This window comes from Klebsiella sp. CB_Kp196, assembly GCF_040061575.1.
Lineage (GTDB): Bacteria > Pseudomonadota > Gammaproteobacteria > Enterobacterales > Enterobacteriaceae > Klebsiella > Klebsiella michiganensis.
In genome coordinates this window covers 13,207-34,444 of the sequence record NZ_JBEAFH010000070.1, presented here as the reverse complement: position 1 = coordinate 34,444, position 21,238 = coordinate 13,207, and the positions used below count along the sequence as shown (strand labels likewise).

The window sequence follows — 21,238 nt, the reverse complement described above, 5'->3', positions numbered from 1 at the left end:
GCAACAAGTCTTTTTGTTGTGTCCGACCACACAACATATTGATTTTTTGAAAGTGGAAAACACTGGCAACTGTTGGCAATCGTTGGCAATTGATGGCAAACCTATGATTACTTTTGTTTATATATATTTATTTTTTAAGCGCAAAAAAGACTAAATAAGCAAGGCTTCGTCAAAACAGAAAGGTGAACAGTAGTGAACAGTCGGTGAACACTTCCACTCTCAACTGTTCACCACTTAACTTACTGTATTAATTATTTTTTTATTTAAAGTGAACAGTAGTGAACAGTTATATGTAAAAAAACAAACGGTGAGTAGGCTTTTCCTGAGACCTTTCTCTGGCAAGCCGGGTTTTGACGTCCTGTTTGTGCCAGCACTGCCACAACCGCAACAGGTCGTGTTGTTGTGTGTGCCCCGGCAGAATCACCTCATGTTGAAACCACGAGGAAACCTGCCATGACCGACACCCCCTTTATCCCTGATTACCTGCAACCGGCGCTGGAGCGACTGGCCGCAGCCAGAGCGGCCCATCTTGAACAGGCTCGCCTGATGGAGGACACCCTGACGGCCATCACCCGCGCAGAGGAGCAGAAAGCGGAGCTGGAGCAGGACAACGGCAGCGATACCCGCACATGGCGTGCTGCTTTCCGTGCCGGGGGTGCCATGCTGACCGATGAGCTGAAAAGCGGCCATATCGAACGCGTGGCCCGCCGGGAGCTGGCGCAGGAATGTGACAACCTGACCGAAGTGCTGGCCTTCGAACGTGACCTGCTGAAAGTCGCCTGCAACAGCACCGCGCAGGCATTCCGCCAGGCGCATCACGCCGTACTGTCTGAATACGCGAAGGAAGAGCTCGACCGGGCGCTGAACGACACCCTCGGGCCACTGGTCCGGGCGATGGTGCTGAAAGCGGATGTGATGGCAAACCCGCTCGCCAACACCATCGGCCATCAGGGGTACACCGAGCCGGAGAAAGAGGTCATGCATCAGGTGGTGACCTTCCTGACCAGGAAAGTGAGCGCCTTCTCCGTCACGCCAGCGGATGAGCCGGTGCTCTCCCTGACCGGCTTCCCGGCCGTCGCGCTTGCGCATATGGACCACGACGCCGCCAGCACGCCCGGCGAGCGTAAAGTCTGGCAGGAGAAAATCCGTCAGCGCGAGGCTGACCTGAAAGCGCGGGGGCTGCTGCCATGATGCACTGTCCGTTCTGCAAAAAGTCGGCGCATGCCCGCACCTCCCGCTATCTGTCGGAGAACGTCAAACAGCGCTATCACCAGTGCACCAATATTGAGTGCTCGGCGACGTTCCGCACCACTGAAGCCATCGACGAGGTTATCCGGCCCCCGGCGGAGAAAGCGCCGCCTGTCGCGGAGCCGGTCACACCCCCGGCACCCCGTAAAGTGCAGGGCTGCTACAGCTCGCCATACCGTCATTAATCAGGGGAGAACTGACCATGACCACCCTTACGCTACAGCAGGCCTTTGAAGCCTGTCAGAAGAACGAAACCGCCTGGCTGAACCGTAAAGCCGAACTGGCGGCCGCAGAGCAGGAATATCAGGAACAGGTGCTGGCCGGGGATGACCGTATTCCGGGCAGAATGCAGACACTGCGCGATATTATCGATGTCAAAAAATGGGAGATAAATCAGGCCGCCGGGCGCTATATCCGCTCCCATGAAGCGGTCCAGCGCATCAGTATCCGCAACCGGCTGAATGACTTTATGCAGGCGCACGGGACAGAGCTGGCCGCCACGCTTGCCCCGGAGCTGATGGGACTCAGCCAGCAGCCCGCACTCCTGACCGGCCATGCGCTCGACCGTTCGGCGCATTACCTGCGCGAAGCGCTGTCCGTGTGGCTGAGTACCGGTGAAGAAATTAATTATTCGGCAGAAGACAGCGATATTTTAACGGCCATCGGATTCAGGCCTGACGCGGCTTCGCGGGTGGATAATCAGGAAAAATACACCCCCGCACAGAGTCTGATTTATGCCCGCCGGCGCACGGAACTGGCCGGCAGGTAGCCCCCGCAAAAGTCCCCGAAAATACCGCTATTTTCCCGAATTAAGCCATGCATCCACAGGGTGCATGGTTTTGCATGCGTTCCTCCGTCCCGTCACTCCCTTCGCAACCCTGTCCCGGCGCGGCCTGAGCCTGCCCATGCACCTGCATGAAAACCGACCCACGAAGCGTGCAGGCGAGGCGGGGAAAGCACTGCGCGCCAGCGGTAAAGTATTTATTTAATGATATTTAATTTCGCAGCCTGGGCGCGTCGCTGTGCTGCGTGGATTAGTGGGAGTGTTGATGATTAGTGCGATGTTGTTCGAGAGCGTGACGAGCCTCTGAGGCAGCCAGTTGAGGTGTAAGAAAAAGCTACACGTAGGATGCGGGAGAACGGTCACTTTCGGTTTCGAGTGGATATTTTTTTGAAGCTGCTCACATCTTTTCTAACCTGATCCTTATTCTCGTTCATTCACTTCTGTGGCTGCCTGCCCCCCACTCATACCCCAGTATGAAAACAGCTCAACGAGACGGGTGTGCGAGGAGGGAATAGTGTTGCTTACTGGCTATTCCATAAAAAATCAATAAGAGTTATCTTTAAGTAAAAATTAATGCTATTGCATAGGATGCACTATGGATGCTTTACAAACCGCACTTGAGAAATTGGTAAGGGATGATGGTGATACTATTTATAGTTATTTCCAAGAAATTAAATCTGATTACTTGATCGAGGGTACTTCTGCTGCTTGCCACTTTCATTGTATAAATTTAGATGGTAATGGGCGACCTAAAGTCGATGCACTTATACAGTACCTTGTGGGGAAAATCATCGACTATGCTATTCCCCGTAAGAAGATAAATGCAGCCATAAAGTATCAACAAGAAACAGGTTCAACTCTTAAAATAGCTAAGTTATTCACGCAGGCAATGGGATTGTTTACCAGCCTTGCGAATAGCGGTGAAGGAGGAGAGTTAATTCTATTTCTTTTTGCAGAGAAATTCCTAAAGCTCCCTCAGATTATCTGCAAGATGAATCTAAAAACCAATCCTGAAATGCATTACCATGGTGCTGATGGTGTACACATCGGTGTTGATAAGCAAAGCCAAAAACTATGTTTATATTGGGGGGAGTCAAAGCTATATTCTAATTTGACACAAGCAATATATAAATGTATGAAGAGTATATCTCCATTAATTACTAGCTCATTTGGTGATGGTAGTGCTGAGGAAAGAGATATCCAGTTACTAAGCGATTTTATGAATGTAGATGATCCTAACCTAGAAGCGGCCTTAAAAAAATTCTTGGATCCTGATAACCCGGAATTTAATAAGTTAGAGTATCGTGGTATTTGTTTAGTAGGTTTTGATATTGATGATTATCCAACTGAGCCAAATAAGTTAAATATTAATGGGTTGCTTGAGACCTTTAGCGATAAGATTGACTCATGGAGGGATAATATTAAAAAGAGAATAATTGAGGAAAGTATTCATGGAATATCATTGCATGTATTTTTAATTCCATTTCCTTCTGTAGATAGTTTTAGACAGACCTTGATTACCTCTTTGAATGGAGATTGATATGAGTATGAAAGAGCTTCCTAGTTGGTTGGTTAATAATCAAGGTTTTATCAATAAACTGAAAGGATTGACTATATCCTCAGTAGTTAACCAATTTCCATCAGTCAGGGCGTTTAATAATCAAAGTGTTTCGGATCAAGATATAAGTTATTTGCTTACTTGCGGTAGTGTTTTATCTCAATCAAATGATGATCTTTGCCAAGATGCTGCGTTGAGGATATCTCAGTATTGCTTGATTAACTTGAATAGTGAGCAAAGGAAAGATAGTGCAGCATTAATTTTAGATGCGTTAGCAAATAATGCTACAGTAGAGCTTGCTGTAAAAAAAGGATTTCTAAAGGAAGGGTTTGAGAAAAGGCTGCCTATAGCTGGTCAGTTAGAAACAACAAAACGAAAAATTGAGCATACAATTGAAATTGGGAACGATAAGCTTATTTATGCTAATAAATTTCAGTCAGAGTTTTGGGATAGAGTGCAAAAAAATGAATGGGTTAGTGTCTCAGCTCCAACATCAGTTGGTAAATCTTTTATTTTAGAGTCTTGGGTGGAAGATTATATTAATAAAAAAGATAGAGGGTTAATTGTTTATTTGGTGCCAACTAGAGCATTGATAAGTGAGGTGTATGAATCACTTCTTATACGTCTTGATTCAAATGGGACTGGAGTTATAAATATACAGACCTTACCGCTTAAAACTTCCTACGATAACACAAGAGTAAATATTTTTATTTTTACTCAAGAAAGGTTGAATATATTTTATAATTCTTTAAATGAAAGACCTATAGTCGATCTGTTAATAATAGATGAAGCACATAAAATTGGTGACTCACTTCGTGGTATATTTTTGCAATATGTTTTGGAAATGACATGTGCAAGAAATAGACAGATTAAAGTGATTTTCGCCAGTCCTTTTACATCTAATCCAGAGCTGTTATTATCAGATGCCCCTTATAAGGGTAAAACAAGTGTAATAAAAAGTAGTTATGTTACAGTTAATCAGAATCTTATTTGGGTAGAGCAAAGGCCTAATACACCTAAAAAATGGAAGATGTATTTTTTCTTTCGGGGGGAGAAACAATTCATAGGTGATTTTGATTTAGAAAATACACCATCATCAGATAGTAAAAGGCTTTCATTTATTGCATTGACCTTGGGAAAACATACATCTGGGAATGTTGTTTATGTGAATGGTGCTGCTGATGCAGAAAAAACAGCCAAGCAAATTGCAGATAGTTTGGATGAAGTTACTGATGATAAAGATATATTAAATTTGATTGAGTTAAGCGAAAAAGTTATTCATGAAAGGTTTGCACTTAATTTTACCTTAAGGAAGGGGGTTGCATTTCACTACGGGAATATGCCATTAATAATAAAAACTGAAGTGGAAAGATTATTTGGTAAAGGCAAGATAAGGTATTTGATTTGCACATCCACATTGGTGGAAGGTGTAAATATGGCCTGTAAGAACATATTTATCCGCGGGCCAAGAAAAGGTAGTGGAAAACCAATGAAAGAGGATGATTTTTGGAACTTGGCCGGTAGAGCTGGGCGCTGGGGGAAAGAGTTTCAAGGGAATGTTATTTGTGTCGATACTAATAACCAAAGGATTTGGAATGGCACGCCACCAATTAGTAAGAAAAATATAAGAATTATTCGTGCAACTGACTCATTACATGACGAGATCGACTCAATTTATGAATATATCGATTCACCTCATCACTATGGCATGACACGATCCAACCCTAAATTACAAGGGTTATTTAGTTATTTATGTATTTCACATTATCTTAACGACGGATTAGAATACAATCCTTATATTGAAAAATACAACTTAAATAATCTAGAAGCGTTGGATTCTAAAATTACAGAAGTTTTAGACTCTCTGAGTTTTCCCCTTGAGATTATATCTCGCAATCCGGGTATCAGCCCAATATTAATGCAAAATCTGTGGGAGAGGTTTGAGAGGTGTGATAAAGAAAATTTAGAGAACTTACTTCTAGCTGATCCATCAAGTGATGATGCGTTGCCCTCATATATCAAAGCATTTACACGTATATCAGATACGATGAGCATTGATTTGGGTTATAATTCTAAAGGTGTATTTGTACTTGCGTTATTAGTTATTAATTGGATGAGGGGGTATCCACTAGCAAGATTAATTTCAGAAAGGATATCTCATTTAAAGAGAAAAAAGAAAGAGTATAAGGAGCCTTCTGTCATAAGAAATGTTATGGAAGATGTCGAGCGTGTCGCTAGATATCAAGCACCTAAATTACTTTCTTGTTACAATGATTTATTAAGACATTTTTATATTTCTGAAGGGAGGGCTGATCTTATAGAATATATCGATGATGTAGGTGTTTTCTTAGAGCTTGGAGTAAGTGTAAAGACACAGATCTCTCTGATTAGCTTGGGCTTTTCACGAACTTCAGCCGTTATGATATCTGAGTACATAACTAGCGATAATTTTGATGAGCAGCTATGTATAGAATGGATTATTAAGAATAGTAATTTGCTTGATGATTTACCTGCATTGGTAAAGTTAGAAATTTACTCTATCATCAATGGAATTGAGATCTAAAAAAAGGAGGGGTTCCCTCCTTTTTTAATTTTTTACAAATGAACCCCACCAAATCATTAGGTCTATTCTTTGCTCCAGATAAATCGAGCGATTGTAAGCCCTTCGAACTTCATTCTTATCTGAGTGAGCTAATGCCGCTTCAATAACATCAGCATTAAAGCCCTCTTCATTCATGGCTGTACTTGCAATCGAACGTAAACCATGTGCTACTAACCTACCTCCATATCCTATCCGTTTTAATGCGGCATTAGCAGTTTGGCTATTCATCGGTTGTTTTGGATCGTTCCTGCTCGGGAAAACATGTTCACGATGAGCACTGATTGGCTTCATCACTTCTAGAATATCTAATGCCTGTTGAGATAGAGGAACGATGTGCTCTCGCTTGGCCTTCATCCTTTCTGCCGGAATGGTCCAGAGCTTGGCATTGAGATCGATCTCGGCCCATTTTGCCCCAGAAGCCTCTGAAGGGCGCACGAGCGTCAGCAGCTGCCATTCAATGAGACAGCGTGTCGGAACAGATAAATTAGACATAACCAGTGACCGCATCAATTTTGGCAACTCTTCTGGCCGCAGTGTCGGCATGTTTTGCTTTTTTGGTTTCTCAAAGGCCATGCCAACACCTGATGCCGGATTCGCATCTATCAGACCGGTGTTAACCGCATAAATCATTATCTCGTTAACACGCTGAACCAAACGACGAACAGTCTCAAGTGCACCACGCGCTTTAATTGGCTCTAGTGCTTCAACAATCGTTCTGGCTTTTATCTCCTGAACAGGTATCGAACCGATAGCGGGGAACACGTCTTTATCTAAAGAGCGCCAAATGTCTTTTGCATAATCTTCTGTGACGCTTTTTCTTTTTATCTGGAACCAGTTAGCGGCTACTGTTGAGAAAATGCTATCCAGCTCAATCTGACGTTGTTCTGACGCTAGCTCTTGTTGCTGCTGTGGATCCATGCCTTGCGCGAGTGTGGTTAAGTGCTGGTCGCGTATCTGACGAGCTGTTGCGAGCGTAAGGGCCGGGTATGAGCCGAGGCTGAGATTAGTTCGGCTGCCACTGTTCGGACGTTGATAGCGGAAGCGCCAGAGCTTTTTACCAGTAGTTTTGACGAGCAAGAACAGGCCATCACCATCATGTAAGGTGAAGTCTTTTTCACGGGGTTTAGCTTTAAGTATTTCGTTGTTAGTAAGTGGGCGTGTAATGCGCGCCATGCCTGGATCCCTTCCATAATTGGTACACGTTTAATGGACCACAGTATAGCGTGTACCTAAACGTGTACCAATTTTCTCTGGATTTAGCCGGATGCCCTCGGACAACGACAGACACAAAAAAGCCCGCAGGGCTTGTGCCATGCGGGCTTTCAGGATTTCCCCGGACGTATCCGGAAGAGCAAGTGGTGGAGCTGGCGGGAGTTGAACCCGCGTCCGAAATTCCTACATCCTCGGTACTACATGCTTAGTCTGTCTTTACATTCGCCTGGCACCTGCGGACGGACACGCCACTACCAGACTAGCCTGATTAGTTTTAACGCTTCAACCCCAGGCAGGGCTTCCACGCGATCTCTTTTGGGTTTGACCTCTCTTTGATCCCCGTCTTAAGAGCGGAAGCTAGGGAGAGAGGGCTCAGAGCAGGTTATTAAGCTGCTAAAGCGTAGTTTTCGTCGTTTGCGACTATTTTTTTGCGGCTTTTTACGAGGCCAACCGCCCCTCGGCATGCACCTTGGGTTTCGCAAATCCCGTCGAATCCAGAATCAGCCCCAATGTGTACGGTGAGTATAACAGATTTATGAATGTGCTTACCAGTCCTCGTTTTGAGGATTATGGCGTCAGGTTGGGTGAAAAATCAGCATCAACAACGATATAGCATCAGGGCCAGCAAAACTGACCCTGACAGGAAGGGGAATTAACGACCGGCGTGTTTCATAATTCGGGCTTTATCTACCGCCCACTCGCGGTCTTTGATATCGGTACGCTTGTCGTGCTGTTTCTTACCTTTCGCTACGCCGATTTTGACTTTGCACCAGGCATTCTTCCAGTACAGAGAAAGAGCAACCACGGTGTAACCTTCGCGGTTGATGCGCCCGTACAGGGTATCCAGTTCGCGCTGGTTGAGCAGAAGCTTACGGGTACGCGTCGGGTCGCAAACGTAATGAGTGGAAGCAACGGCCATTGGCGTAAAGTTGGCGCCAAACAGATAGGCTTCGCCATCTTTTAAAATGACATAGCTATCGCCAATGTTGGCTTTACCTGCGCGGAGAGATTTTACTTCCCATCCCTGCAGGGCAAGACCAGCCTCGTATTCATCTTCGATAAAGTATTCATGACGAGCGCGTTTATTCAGCGCAATGGTGGCTGATCCAGGTTTGTGGGCTTTTTTCTTAGTCATAGTATCCTGAAGTCATCGTCTTAAAACAGTCGTACCTCAATCTTCCCGCGAGGCGTAATGGGCTATCTTAGCACGAGTTGCGGTACAGCGTTTTTTTTAGCAGCAGATAAATGATATTATTTACACCGTGTTTATATGTGGAACCTGCTATGCCTCAGATTAGCCGTACCGCCCTGGTGCCGTTCAGTGCGGAACAGATGTACCAACTGGTAAATGATGTGAAGTCCTACCCTGATTTTCTGCCGGGCTGCACCGGTAGCCGGGTTCTGGAGCTCGGTCCGATGCAAATGACCGCGGCGGTTGACGTCTCCAAAGCGGGTATCAGCAAGACCTTCACAACGCGAAATACGCTGACCAGTAACCAAAGTATTCTGATGAGTCTGGTCGATGGTCCGTTCAAAAAGCTGATTGGCGGCTGGAAGTTTATTCCCTTAAGCCCGGAAGCGTGCAAAATTGAGTTCCATCTCGATTTTGAATTCACTAATAAGCTGATTGAAATGGCCTTTGGTCGCATTTTCAAAGAGCTGGCCATGAATATGGTGCAGGCGTTCACGACCCGCGCTAAAGAGGTCTACAGTGTCGGCTAAAATCGTGGTTGAAGTGGCCTACGCATTGCCGGAAAAGCAGTATCTGCAAAGCGTTAAGCTGGAGGAGGGCGCGACGGTCGAGCAGGCGATCGTGGCCAGCGGCCTTCTGGCGCTGCGTGATGATATCGATCTGACGAAGAACAAAGTGGGGATTTATAGCCGCCCGGCTAAGCTTCACGATCGGGTCCAAGATGGCGATCGGGTAGAAATCTATCGGCCGCTGATTGCTGACCCAAAAGAGCTGCGTCGCCAGCGGGCAGAGAAAAGCGCCGGAAAGTAACCGTTTCGCACGAAGATGCAGATATAAAAAAAGCGCTCATTGAGCGCTTTTTGCGTATTGATAGCTTTACTCCGCCGTCAGGGCAGGTTTGTTATCAATGTTGGTCAGCACACCGCTGCTGTTGAAGGTCAGGGTAAGCGTCTGCTGGGTAACTTTCTCATGCCCAGGCTGCTGACGGAAAACGTAGAACCAGGTATTGGTGCCAAACGGATCCGACATCATCGGGGTACCAAGAGCATAGGCAACCTGTTGTTGCGTCATGCCGACGCGGATTTTTGCTACATCGGTTGGTGCCAGATAGTTACCCTGGTTGATGTCAGGACGGTAAACCACTCGTTCCAGAGTGGAACAGCCTGCGGTCAACATAAGAAGAACCGCTGCGGCAGCAGTCAGCATTTTACAGCGCATAGTGATTTGATTCCTTTTTGGGCCCGAGCAGTACGTGGCTCATCTGTAATATGCCGATGATAATAGACCTTTGCCCGGTTGGGAACCTTCGGCTGCAGGTCTGTCGGCAATTTGCTGTTCACTATGACTCTGTGAAAATCAAAAAGTTTACGCGGCGAGCAACTCTTTCGCGTTTGCCAGGGTGTTACGAGTGACTTCACTACCGCCCAGCAGTCGGGCCAGTTCCTGCAAACGAGCGCGTTTATCCAGAGGGTGCATATGCGTCTCGGTCATTTCACCGTCGGTTTCCTTGCAGACGAAGAAATGGTGATGTCCGCAACCGGCAACCTGCGGTAAGTGGGTAACGCACATCACCTGGGTTGATTCACCCAATTGACGCAGCAGCTTACCGACGACCGCCGCCGTAGGGCCGCTGATGCCGACGTCCACTTCATCGAAAATCAGCGCCGGAGTTTCCATCTTACGCGCGGTGATGACCTGAATCGCCAGCGCAATACGAGACAGCTCGCCGCCGGAGGCAACTTTAGCAATCGGCTGCAGCGGTTGACCCGGGTTAGTGGTGACGCGGAATTCGATATGGTCTGCGCCTTCAGCCGTAAGATGGCGCTCATCAAACGCGACATCAATGGAGAACACCCCATGCGGCATCGAAAGTGAGTGCATACTCTCCGTAATGAGCTGAGTCAGCTCATCGGCGCTATTTTGGCGTAAGGCATGCAGCTGCTTCGCCGTATCCAGCGCCAGCTGATGATGCTCCACAACCCTCTGGCTGAGTGATTCCAGAGAACCCGCGCTATCATCCAGCATACGCTGTTCTTCCAGCAGTGACTGGTAAAGGTCAGGAAGCTCTTCGGGCGTAATTTGATGCTTCCGCGCGAGGGCAATTTGCCGGGAGATACGCTGTTCCAGCTCAAACAGGCGGTTCGGATCGAGATCGAGGCGGTCATGATAATGGCGCAGTTCGTCCGTGGCTTCGCTAAGCTGAATAGACGCTTCTTCGAGCATATCGAGTACTCCGGAGAGCTTACTGTCCATACCAACTAGCTCGCTGACCAGCTGCTTCGCGGCGTAGAGTTGGCTTTGCAGGTTGGATTCTTCGCCGTCTGCCAGCACCGTCAGCGCATGCTGGCAGGTGGTCAGCAGCTGACCGCTGTTAGCAAGGCGTTTGTACTCTTCATCAATTTGCTCAAATTCGCCCGACAGCGGGTTGAACTCGTTTAGCTCTTTTAACTGATATTGCAGCAGGTCCGCACGCGCTGCGCGCTCCTGGCTTTGCTGCTGATGCTGCGCCAGATCGCGACAGCTTTTATGCCACTGACGATAGCGCTCTGCCATAAGCTGAGTAAGCGCATACTCACCGGTATAGCCATCAAGCAGCGTTTTCTGGTGTTCGGGTTTAGTCAGTAACTGGTGGGCATGTTGGCCGTGGATCTGGATTAGCAGCTGACCGAGCTCACGAAGCTGGGATAAAGGGACTGCCGTACCGTTAATAAACCCGCGAGAACGGCCGTCTGCGCTGATGACGCGACGAAGTAAACACTCACGCCCGCTTTCAAGTTGGTTCTGTTCCAGCCAGCGCTGCGCGGCAGGCGTGTCCTTCAGGGAGAAACGGGCGCACAAATCAGCCCGGCTGGCGCCTCTGCGCACCATGTCGGCTTCCGCCCGACCACCGAGGCACAGCCCCAGCGCGTCGATAGCGATCGATTTACCGGCGCCGGTCTCGCCGGTAATGGCGGTCATCCCGCTGTGAAAATCGATTTCCAGCTCACGAACGATAGCAAAATGACTGATAGTGAGTTGTGCCAACATAGCTGCCTTCCTGTATGAAAAACCATTACTGTGTTTTCGTACAGTATAATATGGTTTTTTATCCAGTAAAGGGGCTGGCTATAAAATCAGAACAATTTTTTCGACCAGCCAAGCTTGGTGCTTAATGTATTGAAATAGCTGTAATCTTTTGGATGAATGAGATTGAGGTGATAGTCACAGCGGCGGATCAGCACATCTTCACCATCCTGAATCGGCAGCGCTATCTGGCTATCGCAGCTAATCTCGAGGTCGCTACAGCGTTGAGAAAAGCGCAGGCGAATCGTGCTGTCACCGTTGATCACCAGCGGGCGTGCCGACAGCGTATGCGGGAACATGGGGACCAGTGTGATAGCATCCAGCGAAGGCGTGAGGATCGGCCCGCCGGCGGAGAGGGAATAAGCCGTGGAGCCGGTTGGCGTGGAGATAATCAGGCCATCGGAGCGCTGAGAGAAAGCAAACACCTCATCAATGTAGACTTCAAACTCGATCATATGCGCCACTTTGCCAGGGTGCAGGACGACTTCGTTAATCGCCGTGCTGATGCGCTTCTGGCAATCCTGCTGACATACCTGCGCTTCCAGCAGGAAGCGTTTTTCGGCGATATAGTGGCCTTCGAGGACATCGGCGAGCTGCTGTAGCGCGTTATCCGGGTCGAGGTCGGTCAGAAAACCGAGGTTACCGCGGTTAATCCCAATAACGTTAATGTCGTAGCGGGCCAGCGTCCGCGCTGCGCCGAGCATATTGCCATCACCGCCCACCACGACGGCCAGGTCTGCCTGCTGGCCGATTTCCGCCAGCGTCCCGGTCTTCACATTGCTGAGCTGCAGTTCATGAGCAATTTGCTGCTCAACCAGCACTTCATAACCTTTGCCGGACAGCCAGCGCCAGAGCATTTCATGTGTGGTCAGCGCGGTTGGGTGACGAGGGTGTCCCACAATGCCTATACACTTGAAGTGGTTCTTCATGATCTGGATGTCCTTGCGTTAAATGAATAGTGACAATCTGGCTGCGTTCCCTTGAAACCAGGAAACTGATCCCCATAATAAGCGAAGTTAGCGAGATGAATGCGAAAAAAAACGCGGAGAAATTCATGAGTAGTAAAGAACAGAAAACGCCTGAGGGGCAAGCCCCGGAAGAAATTATCACGGAGCAGCACGACGACGTTGAGGCGGTAGAGCCTGAGGTTTCGGCTGAGCAGGTGGATCCGCGCGATGAAAAAATTGCGAATCTGGAAGCTCAGCTTGCTGAAGCGCAGAAGCGCGAACGTGAAGTATTGCTGCGTGCGAAAGCCGATGAAGATAACCTGCGCCGCCGCACCGAGCTGGATATCGAAAAAGCGCATAAGTTTGCGCTGGAGAAGTTCGTTAACGAGTTGCTGCCGGTCATCGACAGCCTGGATCGCGCGCTGGAAGTCGCTGATAAAGCTAACCCGGATATGGCGCCGATGGTTGAAGGCATCGAACTGACGCTGAAGTCCATGCTCGACGTGGTGCGCAAGTTCGGCGTAGAAGTGATTGGCGATACTAACGTGCCGCTGGATCCGAACGTACATCAGGCCATTGCGATGGTTGAGTCTGAAGACGTTGCGGCAGGTAACGTTCTGGGCGTGATGCAAAAGGGTTATACCCTGAACGGCCGTACTATTCGCGCGGCGATGGTCACCGTGGCGAAAGCGAAGTAAATAAGCGAAACGGCTACCGCGAGGTAGCCGTTTTTCTATTCCCCTCAGCCAGGTCCCAGGGTTGTTATGACTCGGCCACGCTTTCGCGAATGGGTTTTACCGGCATCACTTTCACCCTTTTAATCATATTCTCCTGAACATCAAGAATATCGATATCATACTGTTCGATGCGTACGCGGGTGCCCGGGGCGGGGATCTCTTCAAGTGCTTCCAGGATAATACCGTTAATGGTTCGCGCTTCATCTTCCGGCAGATGCCAGTTAAAAGCCTTGTTGATTTCACGTACGTTGGCGGTACCGTCGATAATCACTGAACCGTCGTTAAGCGGCGTCACCTCTTCAGCAAGCGTAGGCGACATTGACGTCGTAAAATCGCCAACGATCTCTTCGAGGATATCCTCAACCGTGACCAGACCCTGAATGTCTCCATATTCATCAACAACCAGGCCCACTTTCTTCTTATTGCGCTGGAATTTCACCAGTTGCGTACTGAGCGGCGTACCTTCCGGCACGAAGTAAATTTCATCGGCGGCGCGCAGCATGACTTCTTTCGTGAACTCTTTTTTCTCCGTCATCAGGCGATAAGCTTCGCGAACCCGCAGCATGCTGATGGCATCGTCCAGCGTGTCGCGGTACAGCACAATGCGTCCGTGCGGAGAGTGGGTCAGCTGGCGGACAATGGATTTCCAGTCATCGTTAATATTGATACCGACAATATCGTTGCGCGGGACCATGATGTCGTCAACGCTGACTTTCTCGAGGTCCAGAACGGAGAGCAGCATGTCCTGATTGCGGCGGGAGATTTGCGAGCGCGATTCATTAACGATAGTGCGCAGTTCATCTTTGCTTAAGGCCCCGCTCACGACGATGTCGGTTTTTATACCCATCATGCGCATCAGAATGCGGGTAATGGTGTTGAGCAACCACACCAGCGGCATCATCAGGATTTGCAGCGGCGCGAGCAGGAGGCTGCTGGGATAGGCGACCTTTTCCGGATAGAGCGCGGCAATGGTTTTTGGCAGCACTTCGGCAAACACCAGCACCACAAACGTCAGGACGCCGGTGGCAATGGCGACGCCGGCATCCCCGTACAGGCGCATACCGACAATGGTGCCCAGCGCCGAGGCAAGAATGTTGACGAGGTTATTGCCAATGAGGACCAGACTAATGAGACGGTCAGGTTTGCGCAGCAGCTTTTCGACACGTTTTGCCTGACGATTGCCCTGCTTGGCCATATGACGCAGGCGATAGCGGTTCAGCGTCATCATGCCGGTTTCAGAACCGGAGAAATAGGCGGAGATGACCACCATGACGATCAGCGTCACGATCAGCGTGGTGGTGGAGATATGTTCCACTTGGGATTCCTTAAAGACTTAGCTCATGAACTGTTGCAATACGCGGCTACCAAAGTAGGCCAGCGTCAACAGCCCCGCGCCAGTCACGTTAAACCAGACGACCCGGCGTCCGCGCCACCCTTCATGATAGTGGCCCCAAAGCAGGACGATATAAACGAACCACGCAACGATAGACAGCACTGCTTTATCAATGTTTTCCGCACTAAATAGGTTGTGCATGTAAAACAGCCCGGTACACAGCGTCAGGGTTAACAGAACCACGCCTATCTGGGTGATATGAAACATTTTACGTTCAATGCTCATCAGCGGCGGCATTTCGCTACTGAAGGTCAACTTTTTATTCTTCAGCTGATAGTCAATCCACGCCAGCTGCAGCGCGTAAAGCGCAGCGATAATCAGCGTAGCATAAGAGAAGAGCGACAGGCCGATATGGACCAGCATCCCCGGCGTGGTTTCCAGATGCGTGATGTACTCGTTCGGCATAAAGGTAGCGAACGCGAGGTTGATTAAGGCGAAGGTGTAGACAATGGGTAGCAATAGCCAGCCGCGATTACGCGAGGCGACGATGGTCATCACCGTACAGATCATCAGGCTGACCAGCGATCCCACGTTTAATAGACTGAGATTTTGCCCGCTTTCGCCGCCGGGAAAAATGCGTGACTCCAGCGCGAAGGCGTGACAAATCAACGCAATAGTTGCGGAAAGAATCGCCATCCGCCGCCAGCTGCTGTTTTTTTGCAGCAGGCCAGGGACGATCAGCGCGAGGCTGATGGAGTAGGCGACAAGGGCGAGTAGAGCAAAAACAGGCATAGGGGTGTCGACTGTTGACTAAATAGTAAAGAGAAGCAGTATAGCGTCACGCGACTCTGGCTCCAACCGTTGCAGCACATTCGCGTTTATGTCGTGTTATACTGCGCCCATTCCGTTTTTGTGTCGCTGCGGCGACCGACCGTTTCCACCTCAGGCGAGAGACAATGTTTGATAATTTAACCGATCGTTTGTCGCGTACGCTGCGCAACATTAGCGGCCGCGGACGCCTTACTGAAGACAATATTAAAGATACCCTGCGCGAAGTGCGTATGGCGCTGCTGGAGGCGGACGTTGCTCTGCCTGTGGTACGTGATTTCATCAACCGCGTAAAAGAAAGCGCGGTAGGTCATGAAGTCAACAAAAGCCTGACCCCGGGCCAGGAGTTCGTCAAAATCGTGCGCAACGAACTGGTTGCCGCGATGGGCGAAGAGAACCAGGCGCTGGATTTAGCGGCGCAGCCGCCAGCCGTGGTGCTGATGGCCGGTTTGCAGGGGGCGGGTAAAACCACCAGCGTCGCTAAGCTGGGTAAATTCCTGCGTGAAAAGCACAAGAAGAAAGTCCTTGTCGTTTCCGCTGACGTCTATCGCCCTGCGGCGATCAAACAGCTGGAAACGCTGGCCGAGCAGGTTAGCGTTGATTTCTTCCCGTCTGACGTGGGTCAGAAGCCGGTTGATATCGTTAATGCCGCGCTGAAAGAAGCGAAGCTCAAATTCTACGATGTGCTGCTGGTGGATACCGCCGGTCGTCTGCACGTTGATGAAGCGATGATGGATGAGATTAAGCAGGTCCATGCGTCTCTCAATCCAGTAGAAACCCTGTTTGTTGTCGATGCGATGACCGGCCAGGATGCGGCGAACACGGCGAAGGCCTTTAACGAAGCCCTGCCGCTGACCGGGGTCGTGCTGACCAAAGTGGACGGCGACGCCCGCGGCGGTGCGGCGCTGTCGATTCGTCATATCACCGGCAAGCCGATTAAGTTCCTCGGCGTTGGCGAGAAAACCGAAGCGCTGGAGCCGTTCCATCCGGATCGTATCGCTTCCCGTATTCTCGGCATGGGCGACGTCCTGTCGTTGATCGAAGATATCGAAAGTAAGGTCGACCGCGCGCAGGCTGAAAAGCTGGCCTCTAAGCTGAAAAAAGGCGACGGTTTTGACCTGACCGATTTCCTTGAACAGCTGCGGCAGATGAAAAACATGGGCGGTATGGCCAGCCTGATGGGCAAGCTGCCGGGCATGGGGCAGATACCGGACAACGTTAAATCGCAGATGGATGATAAAGTTCTGGTGCGTATGGAAGCCATCATCAACTCGATGACGCTGAAAGAGCGCGCTAAACCGGAAATTATTAAAGGTTCGCGCAAACGCCGCATCGCCGCAGGCTGCGGAATGCAGGTGCAGGATGTGAACCGTCTGCTCAAGCAGTTTGACGATATGCAGCGCATGATGAAGAAGATGAAGTCGAAAGGCGGCATGATGAAGATGATGCGCGGAATGAAAGGAATGATGCCGCCAGGGTTCCCTGGAGGCCGATAGGCTGGTCGCCATTTCTGCCGGGGCGCGCTTCTTTTCTGACACATGGTTGGCGCATTCTGGCTATGACTTATGCTCCGGTACCCAATTTAAGGGTACCGGAGTCGCCCTTCCACAGCAGAGTTTATAACTGCTGATTGCAATTTCCCCAGAAATCAGTAAAATTTTCGGGCTTTTAATATGACACCGGGCTCCGTTCCTCGATGGGGCCCGGTGTTTTATTCACACAAGAGGATGTTATGGTTACTATTCGTTTAGCACGTCACGGCGCGAAAAAGCGTCCGTTCTACCAGGTTGTTGTTACCGACAGCCGTAATGCACGCAACGGTCGCTTCATTGAGCGCGTTGGTTTCTTCAACCCGATCGCTTCTGCGACCGAAGAAGGAACTCGTCTGGATCTGGATCGTATCGCTCACTGGGTTGGCCTGGGCGCTACTGTTTCCGATCGCGTAGCTGCGCTGATCAAAGCCGCTAACAAAGCAGCTTAATCTGTCACGGTGGTCATGATGAGCAAGCAACACACCGCACAAGCACCTGTTGAACCGATTGTATTGGGCAAGATGGGTTCTTCCTACGGTATCCGTGGTTGGCTCAGAGTGTTTTCCTCCACCGAAGACGCCGAAAGCATTTTTGACTATCAGCCCTGGTTTATCCAGAAGGCGGGTCAGTGGCAGGTTGTTGAGCTGGAAAGCTGGCGCCACCACAATCAGGATATCGTCATTAAGCTGAAAGGCATTGACGATCGCGATGCAGCGAATCTGTTGACTAATTGCGAAATTGTCGTGGATTCATCGCAGCTGCCTGCGCTTGAAGAGGGTGACTACTACTGGAAAGACCTGATGGGCTGCCAGGTAGTGACCACGGAAGGCTATAGCCTCGGCAAAGTCATCGACATGATGGAAACCGGGTCTAATGACGTTCTCGTCATCAAGGCAAACCTGAAAGATGCATTTGGTATCAAGGAGCGGCTGGTTCCGTTCCTCGATGGGCAGGTTATCAAGAAAGTCGATCTCGCTACTCGTACCATCGAAGTAGACTGGGATCCTGGTTTTTAAATTCTCCGAATAAACGGTAAAAAACGGCACTATGGGGATTGGCTTGTGTTTATAGGTATCGTTAGCCTGTTTCCTGAAATGTTCCGCGCAATTACCGATTACGGGGTAACTGGCCGGGCAGTAAAAAATGGCCTGCTGAGCATCCAGAGCTGGAGTCCTCGCGATTTCGCTCATGACCGGCACCGTACCGTGGACGATCGTCCTTACGGCGGCGGACCGGGGATGTTAATGATGGTGCAACCTTTACGGGATGCCATTCATGCAGCAAAAGCCGCGGCAGGTGAAGGCGCAAAGGTGATTTATCTTTCACCTCAGGGACGCAAGCTTGATCAAGCGGGCGTCAGCGAACTGGCAACAAATCAGAAGCTGATTTTGGTGTGCGGTCGCTATGAAGGCGTAGATGAGCGCGTAATTCAGACCGAGATTGATGAAGAATGGTCAATTGGCGATTACGTTCTCAGCGGTGGTGAGCTACCGGCAATGACGCTGATTGACTCCGTTTCCCGGTTTATTCCGGGGGTGCTGGGTCATGAAGCTTCAGCAATCGAAGATTCGTTTGCTGAGGGATTGCTGGATTGCCCGCACTATACGCGTCCTGAAGTGTTAGAAGGTATGGAAGTACCGCCGGTATTGCTGTCGGGAAACCATGCTGAGATACGTCGCTGGCGTCTGAAGCAGTCGCTGGGCCGTACCTGGCTTAGAAGACCTGAACTTTTGGAAAACCTGGCTCTGACTGAAGAGCAAGCAAGGTTGCTGGCAGAGTTCAAAAAGGAACTCGCGCAACAGCAACATAAACATGATGGGATGGCGTAAGCCCCCAATATCAGTTTACCCAGGATAAGAGATTAAATTATGAGCAACATTATTAAGCAACTTGAACAAGAACAGATGAAGCAGGACGTACCTTCCTTCCGTCCGGGTGATACCGTGGAAGTGAAAGTATGGGTTGTTGAAGGTTCCAAAAAACGTCTGCAGGCATTCGAGGGCGTGGTTATCGCTATTCGTAACCGCGGTCTGCACTCTGCATTCACTGTTCGCAAAATTTCCAACGGCGAAGGCGTTGAGCGTGTCTTCCAGACTCACTCTCCGGTAGTTGACAGCATTTCTGTCAAACGTCGTGGTGCTGTGCGTAAAGCTAAACTGTACTACCTGCGTGAGCGTACCGGTAAGTCTGCTCGTATCAAAGAGCGTCTTAACTAAGATTCGCTTTCGCGACATCCTGAATGAGAGGGCTGGCCTGATGGGCCGGCCCTTTTTTTATCTTTATTTTAACCATTCCATTGCGAATCATTTACAATACGTCCCTCATGGGGAGGGACGGTGGTCAGCAATATTTTTCATCACTCAGCATTACAACGGCGGGCCGTATGGCTGGCGCTGTTTGCGATCCTGCTGATCGTGGTGGCGCCGTTGATCTCCATCTCCCTGCAAAAAGATCCGATGAATGGCATGCACCACGCAATGATGGGGATGCCGGAAGGTATGCCATCACATCAGATGTCCATGACGCATACCGATGCCTCGATGCCGGAACACGCGCACAGCGTGCCGCTCGATCATGCTGAAGCCTGTGGCTACTGCGTACTGTTAGCTCATGTTCCGGGCCTGATTTTCGCGCTGGTGCTGCTGCTCAGCCTGATGCTTCGACGCCAGCGAGCCCCGGTTTCCCGCCCGGAGAGGAAACGCTGGCATGACTTTACCTGGCTTTATCCCCACACCCGCGCGCCACCGCGCCCGTCTGCTTTCTCCCTTACATAAAAAATAATGTGCGCACTGCGCAACGTTCTCTTTTGCTTTAAAAAAGGAAAAGTATGACTACCTGCACCTCGCGCGCGGCATGGCTGAACCTGCTGCGTCGTCTTCATTTCTATATCGGATTGTTTATCGGGCCGTTTATTTTTGTGGCGGCCCTGACCGGTACGCTATATGTCGCCACCCCTCAGCTGGAAAACTGGCTCTATCGTGATGCTCTGTACGGTACGTTGACTGGGGAAAAACAGCCGCTAAGCGCGCAAATTACCGTAGCGACGGAGGCCATTCAGGGAAACCTCCGCCTGCATGCGGTTCGACCGGGGATAGTGGCTGGCGATACGACCCGAGTGATGTTTATTGACCCGACCCTTGGCGAGTCGGAAACGCGGGCAATTTTTGTCGATCCGGTGACGCTACGGGTGACAGGCGATATGCCGGTTTATGGCACCAGCGGTATTTTGCCGCTGCGTCAGTGGATTGATTATGCCCATCGCTCTTTGCTGCTGGGTAACTTCGGTCGACTGTACAGCGAGCTGGCAGCCTCCTGGATGTGGGTTGCCGCTCTGGGCGGGATCGCGCTGTGGTCGATGACCCGGCCGCGTCGTCGCATAAATAACAGCGTGCAGAATAACCGTCGCCTGCACGTTTCTCTCGGCTGGGTGCTGCTGGTCGGTATGTTGTTATTCTCGGCGACCGGTTTAACCTGGTCGCAATGGGCAGGTAGTCACGTCGATAGGATGCGTGCCGCCTTTGGCTGGCTGACGCCGCAGGTGAATACCCGGCTGGAAAGTGCCGCTCCGGCCGCTTACGATCCGCATGCCGAACATCATGTGGGACATGGAGCGATGGGGGAGATGACGGCGCAGTTGCGCGTAGAGGATTTTGACCCGGTTCTGCTGGCTGCCCGCGCGGCGGGGCTGGATGCCGGCAAGCTGGAGATTCGACCGCCGTCGGGTGCCGGGCGCGCGTGGACGGTAAATGAAATCGACAGAAGCTGGCCAACCCGGGTTGATGCTGTCGCGATCGATGGTGCAACGATGCAAATCGTGGACCGCACTCATTTTTCCGACTTTCCGCTCATGGCTAAGCTGACCCGCTGGGGCGTTGATTTCCATATGGGAATTTTGTTCGGTCTTGCTAACCAGCTACTGCTTATCGCGTTCGGAACCGCACTCTGCGTGATGATAGCGGTGGGGTACCGGCTGTGGTGGATCCGTCGCCCGGCGCGCGCGGCGTTTAACCCGGCCAATACGTTGATACAGGCGTGGTTTGGCTTAGTGTGGCCTGCTCGTCTGCTGACTGCCGTTATTGCGGTGTTGTTGGGCCTGGCGCTGCCGCTCATAGGAAGCAGCCTCGCGCTATGTCTCGCCGTTGATTATCTGCGCTGGCGCTCAGCAACGGCGGTGATAGCGGCTAAACCAGTCGAATAGGTGT

General features: G+C 50.2%; 22 protein-coding genes and 1 other RNA gene. 15 read left to right on the top strand and 8 right to left on the bottom strand.

What is annotated here, in order from left to right; all coding sequences use genetic code 11:
• Positions 1–453: 453 nt before the first annotated feature.
• From ABLU87_RS24900 to ABLU87_RS24880, 5 genes are all read left to right on the top strand, one after another.
• On the top strand, positions 454–1,191 hold the full coding sequence (locus tag ABLU87_RS24900) for a glycoprotein 3 (protein ID WP_122117880.1): 738 nt from the start codon (positions 454–456) through the stop codon (positions 1,189–1,191).
• The gene (locus ABLU87_RS24895) at positions 1,188–1,433 is read left to right on the top strand and encodes an ogr/Delta-like zinc finger family protein (RefSeq protein WP_004185270.1); all 246 of its coding nucleotides are present in this window, start codon (positions 1,188–1,190) and stop codon (positions 1,431–1,433) included. Before ABLU87_RS24900 ends, ABLU87_RS24895 begins: the two co-directional genes overlap by 4 nt.
• 17 nt (positions 1,434–1,450) lie before the next feature.
• The gene (locus tag ABLU87_RS24890; protein ID WP_002889930.1) at positions 1,451–2,017 is read left to right on the top strand and encodes a phage polarity suppression protein; all 567 of its coding nucleotides are present in this window, start codon (positions 1,451–1,453) and stop codon (positions 2,015–2,017) included.
• A gap of 610 nt (positions 2,018–2,627) precedes the next feature.
• Positions 2,628–3,572, top strand: a complete 945-nt coding sequence (locus ABLU87_RS24885) for a DUF1837 domain-containing protein (protein WP_213811255.1) — start codon at positions 2,628–2,630, stop codon at positions 3,570–3,572.
• A gap of 1 nt (position 3,573) precedes the next feature.
• Entirely contained in the window at positions 3,574–6,153 is a 2,580-nt protein-coding gene (locus ABLU87_RS24880) for a DEAD/DEAH box helicase (RefSeq protein WP_213811254.1), read from the top strand.
• 24 nt (positions 6,154–6,177) lie between these two features.
• Here ABLU87_RS24880 and ABLU87_RS24875 read toward each other — a convergent pair whose 3' ends face one another.
• The 3 genes from ABLU87_RS24875 to smpB form a co-directional block, all read right to left on the bottom strand.
• On the bottom strand, positions 6,178–7,365 hold the full coding sequence (locus ABLU87_RS24875; RefSeq protein WP_122117277.1) for an integrase domain-containing protein: 1,188 nt from the start codon (positions 7,363–7,365) through the stop codon (positions 6,178–6,180).
• A 183-nt stretch (positions 7,366–7,548) separates the two neighbouring features.
• Positions 7,549–7,912, bottom strand: a transfer-messenger RNA (tmRNA) gene (gene ssrA, locus ABLU87_RS24870).
• A 144-nt stretch (positions 7,913–8,056) separates the two neighbouring features.
• Complete coding sequence (gene smpB / locus ABLU87_RS24865) at positions 8,057–8,539, bottom strand: SsrA-binding protein SmpB (protein ID WP_004104655.1); 483 nt, start codon at positions 8,537–8,539, stop codon at positions 8,057–8,059.
• 149 nt (positions 8,540–8,688) lie between these two features.
• Here smpB and ABLU87_RS24860 point away from each other — a divergent pair, with 149 nt between their 5' ends.
• Together ABLU87_RS24860 and ABLU87_RS24855 are read left to right on the top strand one after the other, a co-directional pair.
• Positions 8,689–9,126: a type II toxin-antitoxin system RatA family toxin gene (locus ABLU87_RS24860; RefSeq protein WP_196942138.1), complete on the top strand. Its 438-nt coding sequence runs from the start codon at positions 8,689–8,691 to the stop codon at positions 9,124–9,126.
• Positions 9,116–9,406 carry an RnfH family protein gene (locus ABLU87_RS24855; protein ID WP_064375317.1) on the top strand — a complete coding sequence of 97 codons (291 nt, stop codon included), beginning with the start codon at positions 9,116–9,118 and terminating at the stop codon, positions 9,404–9,406. The genes ABLU87_RS24860 and ABLU87_RS24855 overlap by 11 nt, the downstream gene beginning before the upstream one ends.
• A 66-nt stretch (positions 9,407–9,472) precedes the next feature.
• On the opposite strand, the gene bamE is transcribed toward ABLU87_RS24855, so the two are convergent.
• The 3 genes from bamE to nadK all read right to left on the bottom strand — a co-directional run bounded on the left by bamE (position 9,473) and on the right by nadK (position 12,588).
• On the bottom strand, positions 9,473–9,814 hold the full coding sequence (gene bamE, locus ABLU87_RS24850; protein ID WP_004123807.1) for an outer membrane protein assembly factor BamE: 342 nt from the start codon (positions 9,812–9,814) through the stop codon (positions 9,473–9,475).
• A gap of 147 nt (positions 9,815–9,961) precedes the next feature.
• Positions 9,962–11,623, bottom strand: a complete 1,662-nt coding sequence (recN, locus tag ABLU87_RS24845; RefSeq protein ID WP_049070037.1) for a DNA repair protein RecN — start codon at positions 11,621–11,623, stop codon at positions 9,962–9,964.
• A gap of 86 nt (positions 11,624–11,709) precedes the next feature.
• Positions 11,710–12,588, bottom strand: coding sequence for an NAD(+) kinase (gene nadK, locus ABLU87_RS24840; protein WP_004123797.1), 879 nt, complete (start codon positions 12,586–12,588; stop codon positions 11,710–11,712).
• 125 nt (positions 12,589–12,713) lie between these two features.
• Here nadK and grpE point away from each other — a divergent pair, with 125 nt between their 5' ends.
• Positions 12,714–13,304: a nucleotide exchange factor GrpE gene (gene grpE / locus ABLU87_RS24835; RefSeq protein ID WP_004853330.1), complete on the top strand. Its 591-nt coding sequence runs from the start codon at positions 12,714–12,716 to the stop codon at positions 13,302–13,304.
• Positions 13,305–13,368: 64 nt separating this feature from the next.
• On the opposite strand, the gene ABLU87_RS24830 is transcribed toward grpE, so the two are convergent.
• Entirely contained in the window at positions 13,369–14,658 is a 1,290-nt protein-coding gene (locus ABLU87_RS24830) for an HlyC/CorC family transporter (RefSeq protein ID WP_014839241.1), read from the bottom strand.
• An 18-nt stretch (positions 14,659–14,676) separates the two neighbouring features.
• Positions 14,677–15,468: an inner membrane protein YpjD gene (locus ABLU87_RS24825; RefSeq protein WP_004853326.1), complete on the bottom strand. Its 792-nt coding sequence runs from the start codon at positions 15,466–15,468 to the stop codon at positions 14,677–14,679.
• A 164-nt stretch (positions 15,469–15,632) separates the two neighbouring features.
• Here ABLU87_RS24825 and ffh point away from each other — a divergent pair, with 164 nt between their 5' ends.
• From ffh to ABLU87_RS24790, 7 genes are all read left to right on the top strand, one after another.
• Positions 15,633–17,000, top strand: coding sequence for a signal recognition particle protein (ffh, locus tag ABLU87_RS24820; RefSeq protein WP_004123779.1), 1,368 nt, complete (start codon positions 15,633–15,635; stop codon positions 16,998–17,000).
• Positions 17,001–17,236: 236 nt separating this feature from the next.
• Positions 17,237–17,485, top strand: a complete 249-nt coding sequence (gene rpsP, locus ABLU87_RS24815; RefSeq protein ID WP_004123777.1) for a 30S ribosomal protein S16 — start codon at positions 17,237–17,239, stop codon at positions 17,483–17,485.
• Positions 17,486–17,503: 18 nt separating this feature from the next.
• The gene (rimM, locus tag ABLU87_RS24810) at positions 17,504–18,052 is read left to right on the top strand and encodes a ribosome maturation factor RimM (RefSeq protein WP_014226441.1); all 549 of its coding nucleotides are present in this window, start codon (positions 17,504–17,506) and stop codon (positions 18,050–18,052) included.
• Positions 18,053–18,097: 45 nt separating this feature from the next.
• Positions 18,098–18,865 (top strand): tRNA (guanosine(37)-N1)-methyltransferase TrmD, encoded by a 768-nt coding sequence (trmD, locus tag ABLU87_RS24805; RefSeq protein WP_004104636.1) that lies wholly within the window; start codon positions 18,098–18,100, stop codon positions 18,863–18,865.
• A gap of 39 nt (positions 18,866–18,904) precedes the next feature.
• Complete coding sequence (rplS, locus tag ABLU87_RS24800) at positions 18,905–19,252, top strand: 50S ribosomal protein L19 (RefSeq protein WP_004104634.1); 348 nt, start codon at positions 18,905–18,907, stop codon at positions 19,250–19,252.
• Positions 19,253–19,372: 120 nt separating this feature from the next.
• Complete coding sequence (locus ABLU87_RS24795) at positions 19,373–19,810, top strand: DUF2946 domain-containing protein (protein ID WP_049080042.1); 438 nt, start codon at positions 19,373–19,375, stop codon at positions 19,808–19,810.
• Between the two features lie 53 nt (positions 19,811–19,863).
• Complete coding sequence (locus ABLU87_RS24790; RefSeq protein WP_122117279.1) at positions 19,864–21,234, top strand: PepSY-associated TM helix domain-containing protein; 1,371 nt, start codon at positions 19,864–19,866, stop codon at positions 21,232–21,234.
• Positions 21,235–21,238 lie beyond the last annotated feature (4 nt).

Coding starts and splice junctions, on each gene's coding strand:
- grpE (WP_004853330.1), top strand. CDS start 12,714: ATGAGTAGTAAAGAACAGAAAACGCCTGAGGGGCAAGCCCCGGAAGAA.
- smpB (WP_004104655.1), bottom strand. CDS start 8,539: ATGACTAAGAAAAAAGCCCACAAACCTGGATCAGCCACCATTGCGCTG.
- ABLU87_RS24890 (WP_002889930.1), top strand. CDS start 1,451: ATGACCACCCTTACGCTACAGCAGGCCTTTGAAGCCTGTCAGAAGAAC.
- rplS (WP_004104634.1), top strand. CDS start 18,905: ATGAGCAACATTATTAAGCAACTTGAACAAGAACAGATGAAGCAGGAC.
- rimM (WP_014226441.1), top strand. CDS start 17,504: ATGAGCAAGCAACACACCGCACAAGCACCTGTTGAACCGATTGTATTG.
- bamE (WP_004123807.1), bottom strand. CDS start 9,814: ATGCGCTGTAAAATGCTGACTGCTGCCGCAGCGGTTCTTCTTATGTTG.
- rpsP (WP_004123777.1), top strand. CDS start 17,237: ATGGTTACTATTCGTTTAGCACGTCACGGCGCGAAAAAGCGTCCGTTC.
- ABLU87_RS24880 (WP_213811254.1), top strand. CDS start 3,574: ATGAGTATGAAAGAGCTTCCTAGTTGGTTGGTTAATAATCAAGGTTTT.
- ABLU87_RS24885 (WP_213811255.1), top strand. CDS start 2,628: ATGGATGCTTTACAAACCGCACTTGAGAAATTGGTAAGGGATGATGGT.
- ABLU87_RS24875 (WP_122117277.1), bottom strand. CDS start 7,365: ATGGCGCGCATTACACGCCCACTTACTAACAACGAAATACTTAAAGCT.
- nadK (WP_004123797.1), bottom strand. CDS start 12,588: ATGAAGAACCACTTCAAGTGTATAGGCATTGTGGGACACCCTCGTCAC.
- ABLU87_RS24900 (WP_122117880.1), top strand. CDS start 454: ATGACCGACACCCCCTTTATCCCTGATTACCTGCAACCGGCGCTGGAG.
- ffh (WP_004123779.1), top strand. CDS start 15,633: ATGTTTGATAATTTAACCGATCGTTTGTCGCGTACGCTGCGCAACATT.
- ABLU87_RS24825 (WP_004853326.1), bottom strand. CDS start 15,468: ATGCCTGTTTTTGCTCTACTCGCCCTTGTCGCCTACTCCATCAGCCTC.
- ABLU87_RS24790 (WP_122117279.1), top strand. CDS start 19,864: ATGACTACCTGCACCTCGCGCGCGGCATGGCTGAACCTGCTGCGTCGT.
- ABLU87_RS24895 (WP_004185270.1), top strand. CDS start 1,188: ATGATGCACTGTCCGTTCTGCAAAAAGTCGGCGCATGCCCGCACCTCC.
- recN (WP_049070037.1), bottom strand. CDS start 11,623: ATGTTGGCACAACTCACTATCAGTCATTTTGCTATCGTTCGTGAGCTG.
- ABLU87_RS24860 (WP_196942138.1), top strand. CDS start 8,689: ATGCCTCAGATTAGCCGTACCGCCCTGGTGCCGTTCAGTGCGGAACAG.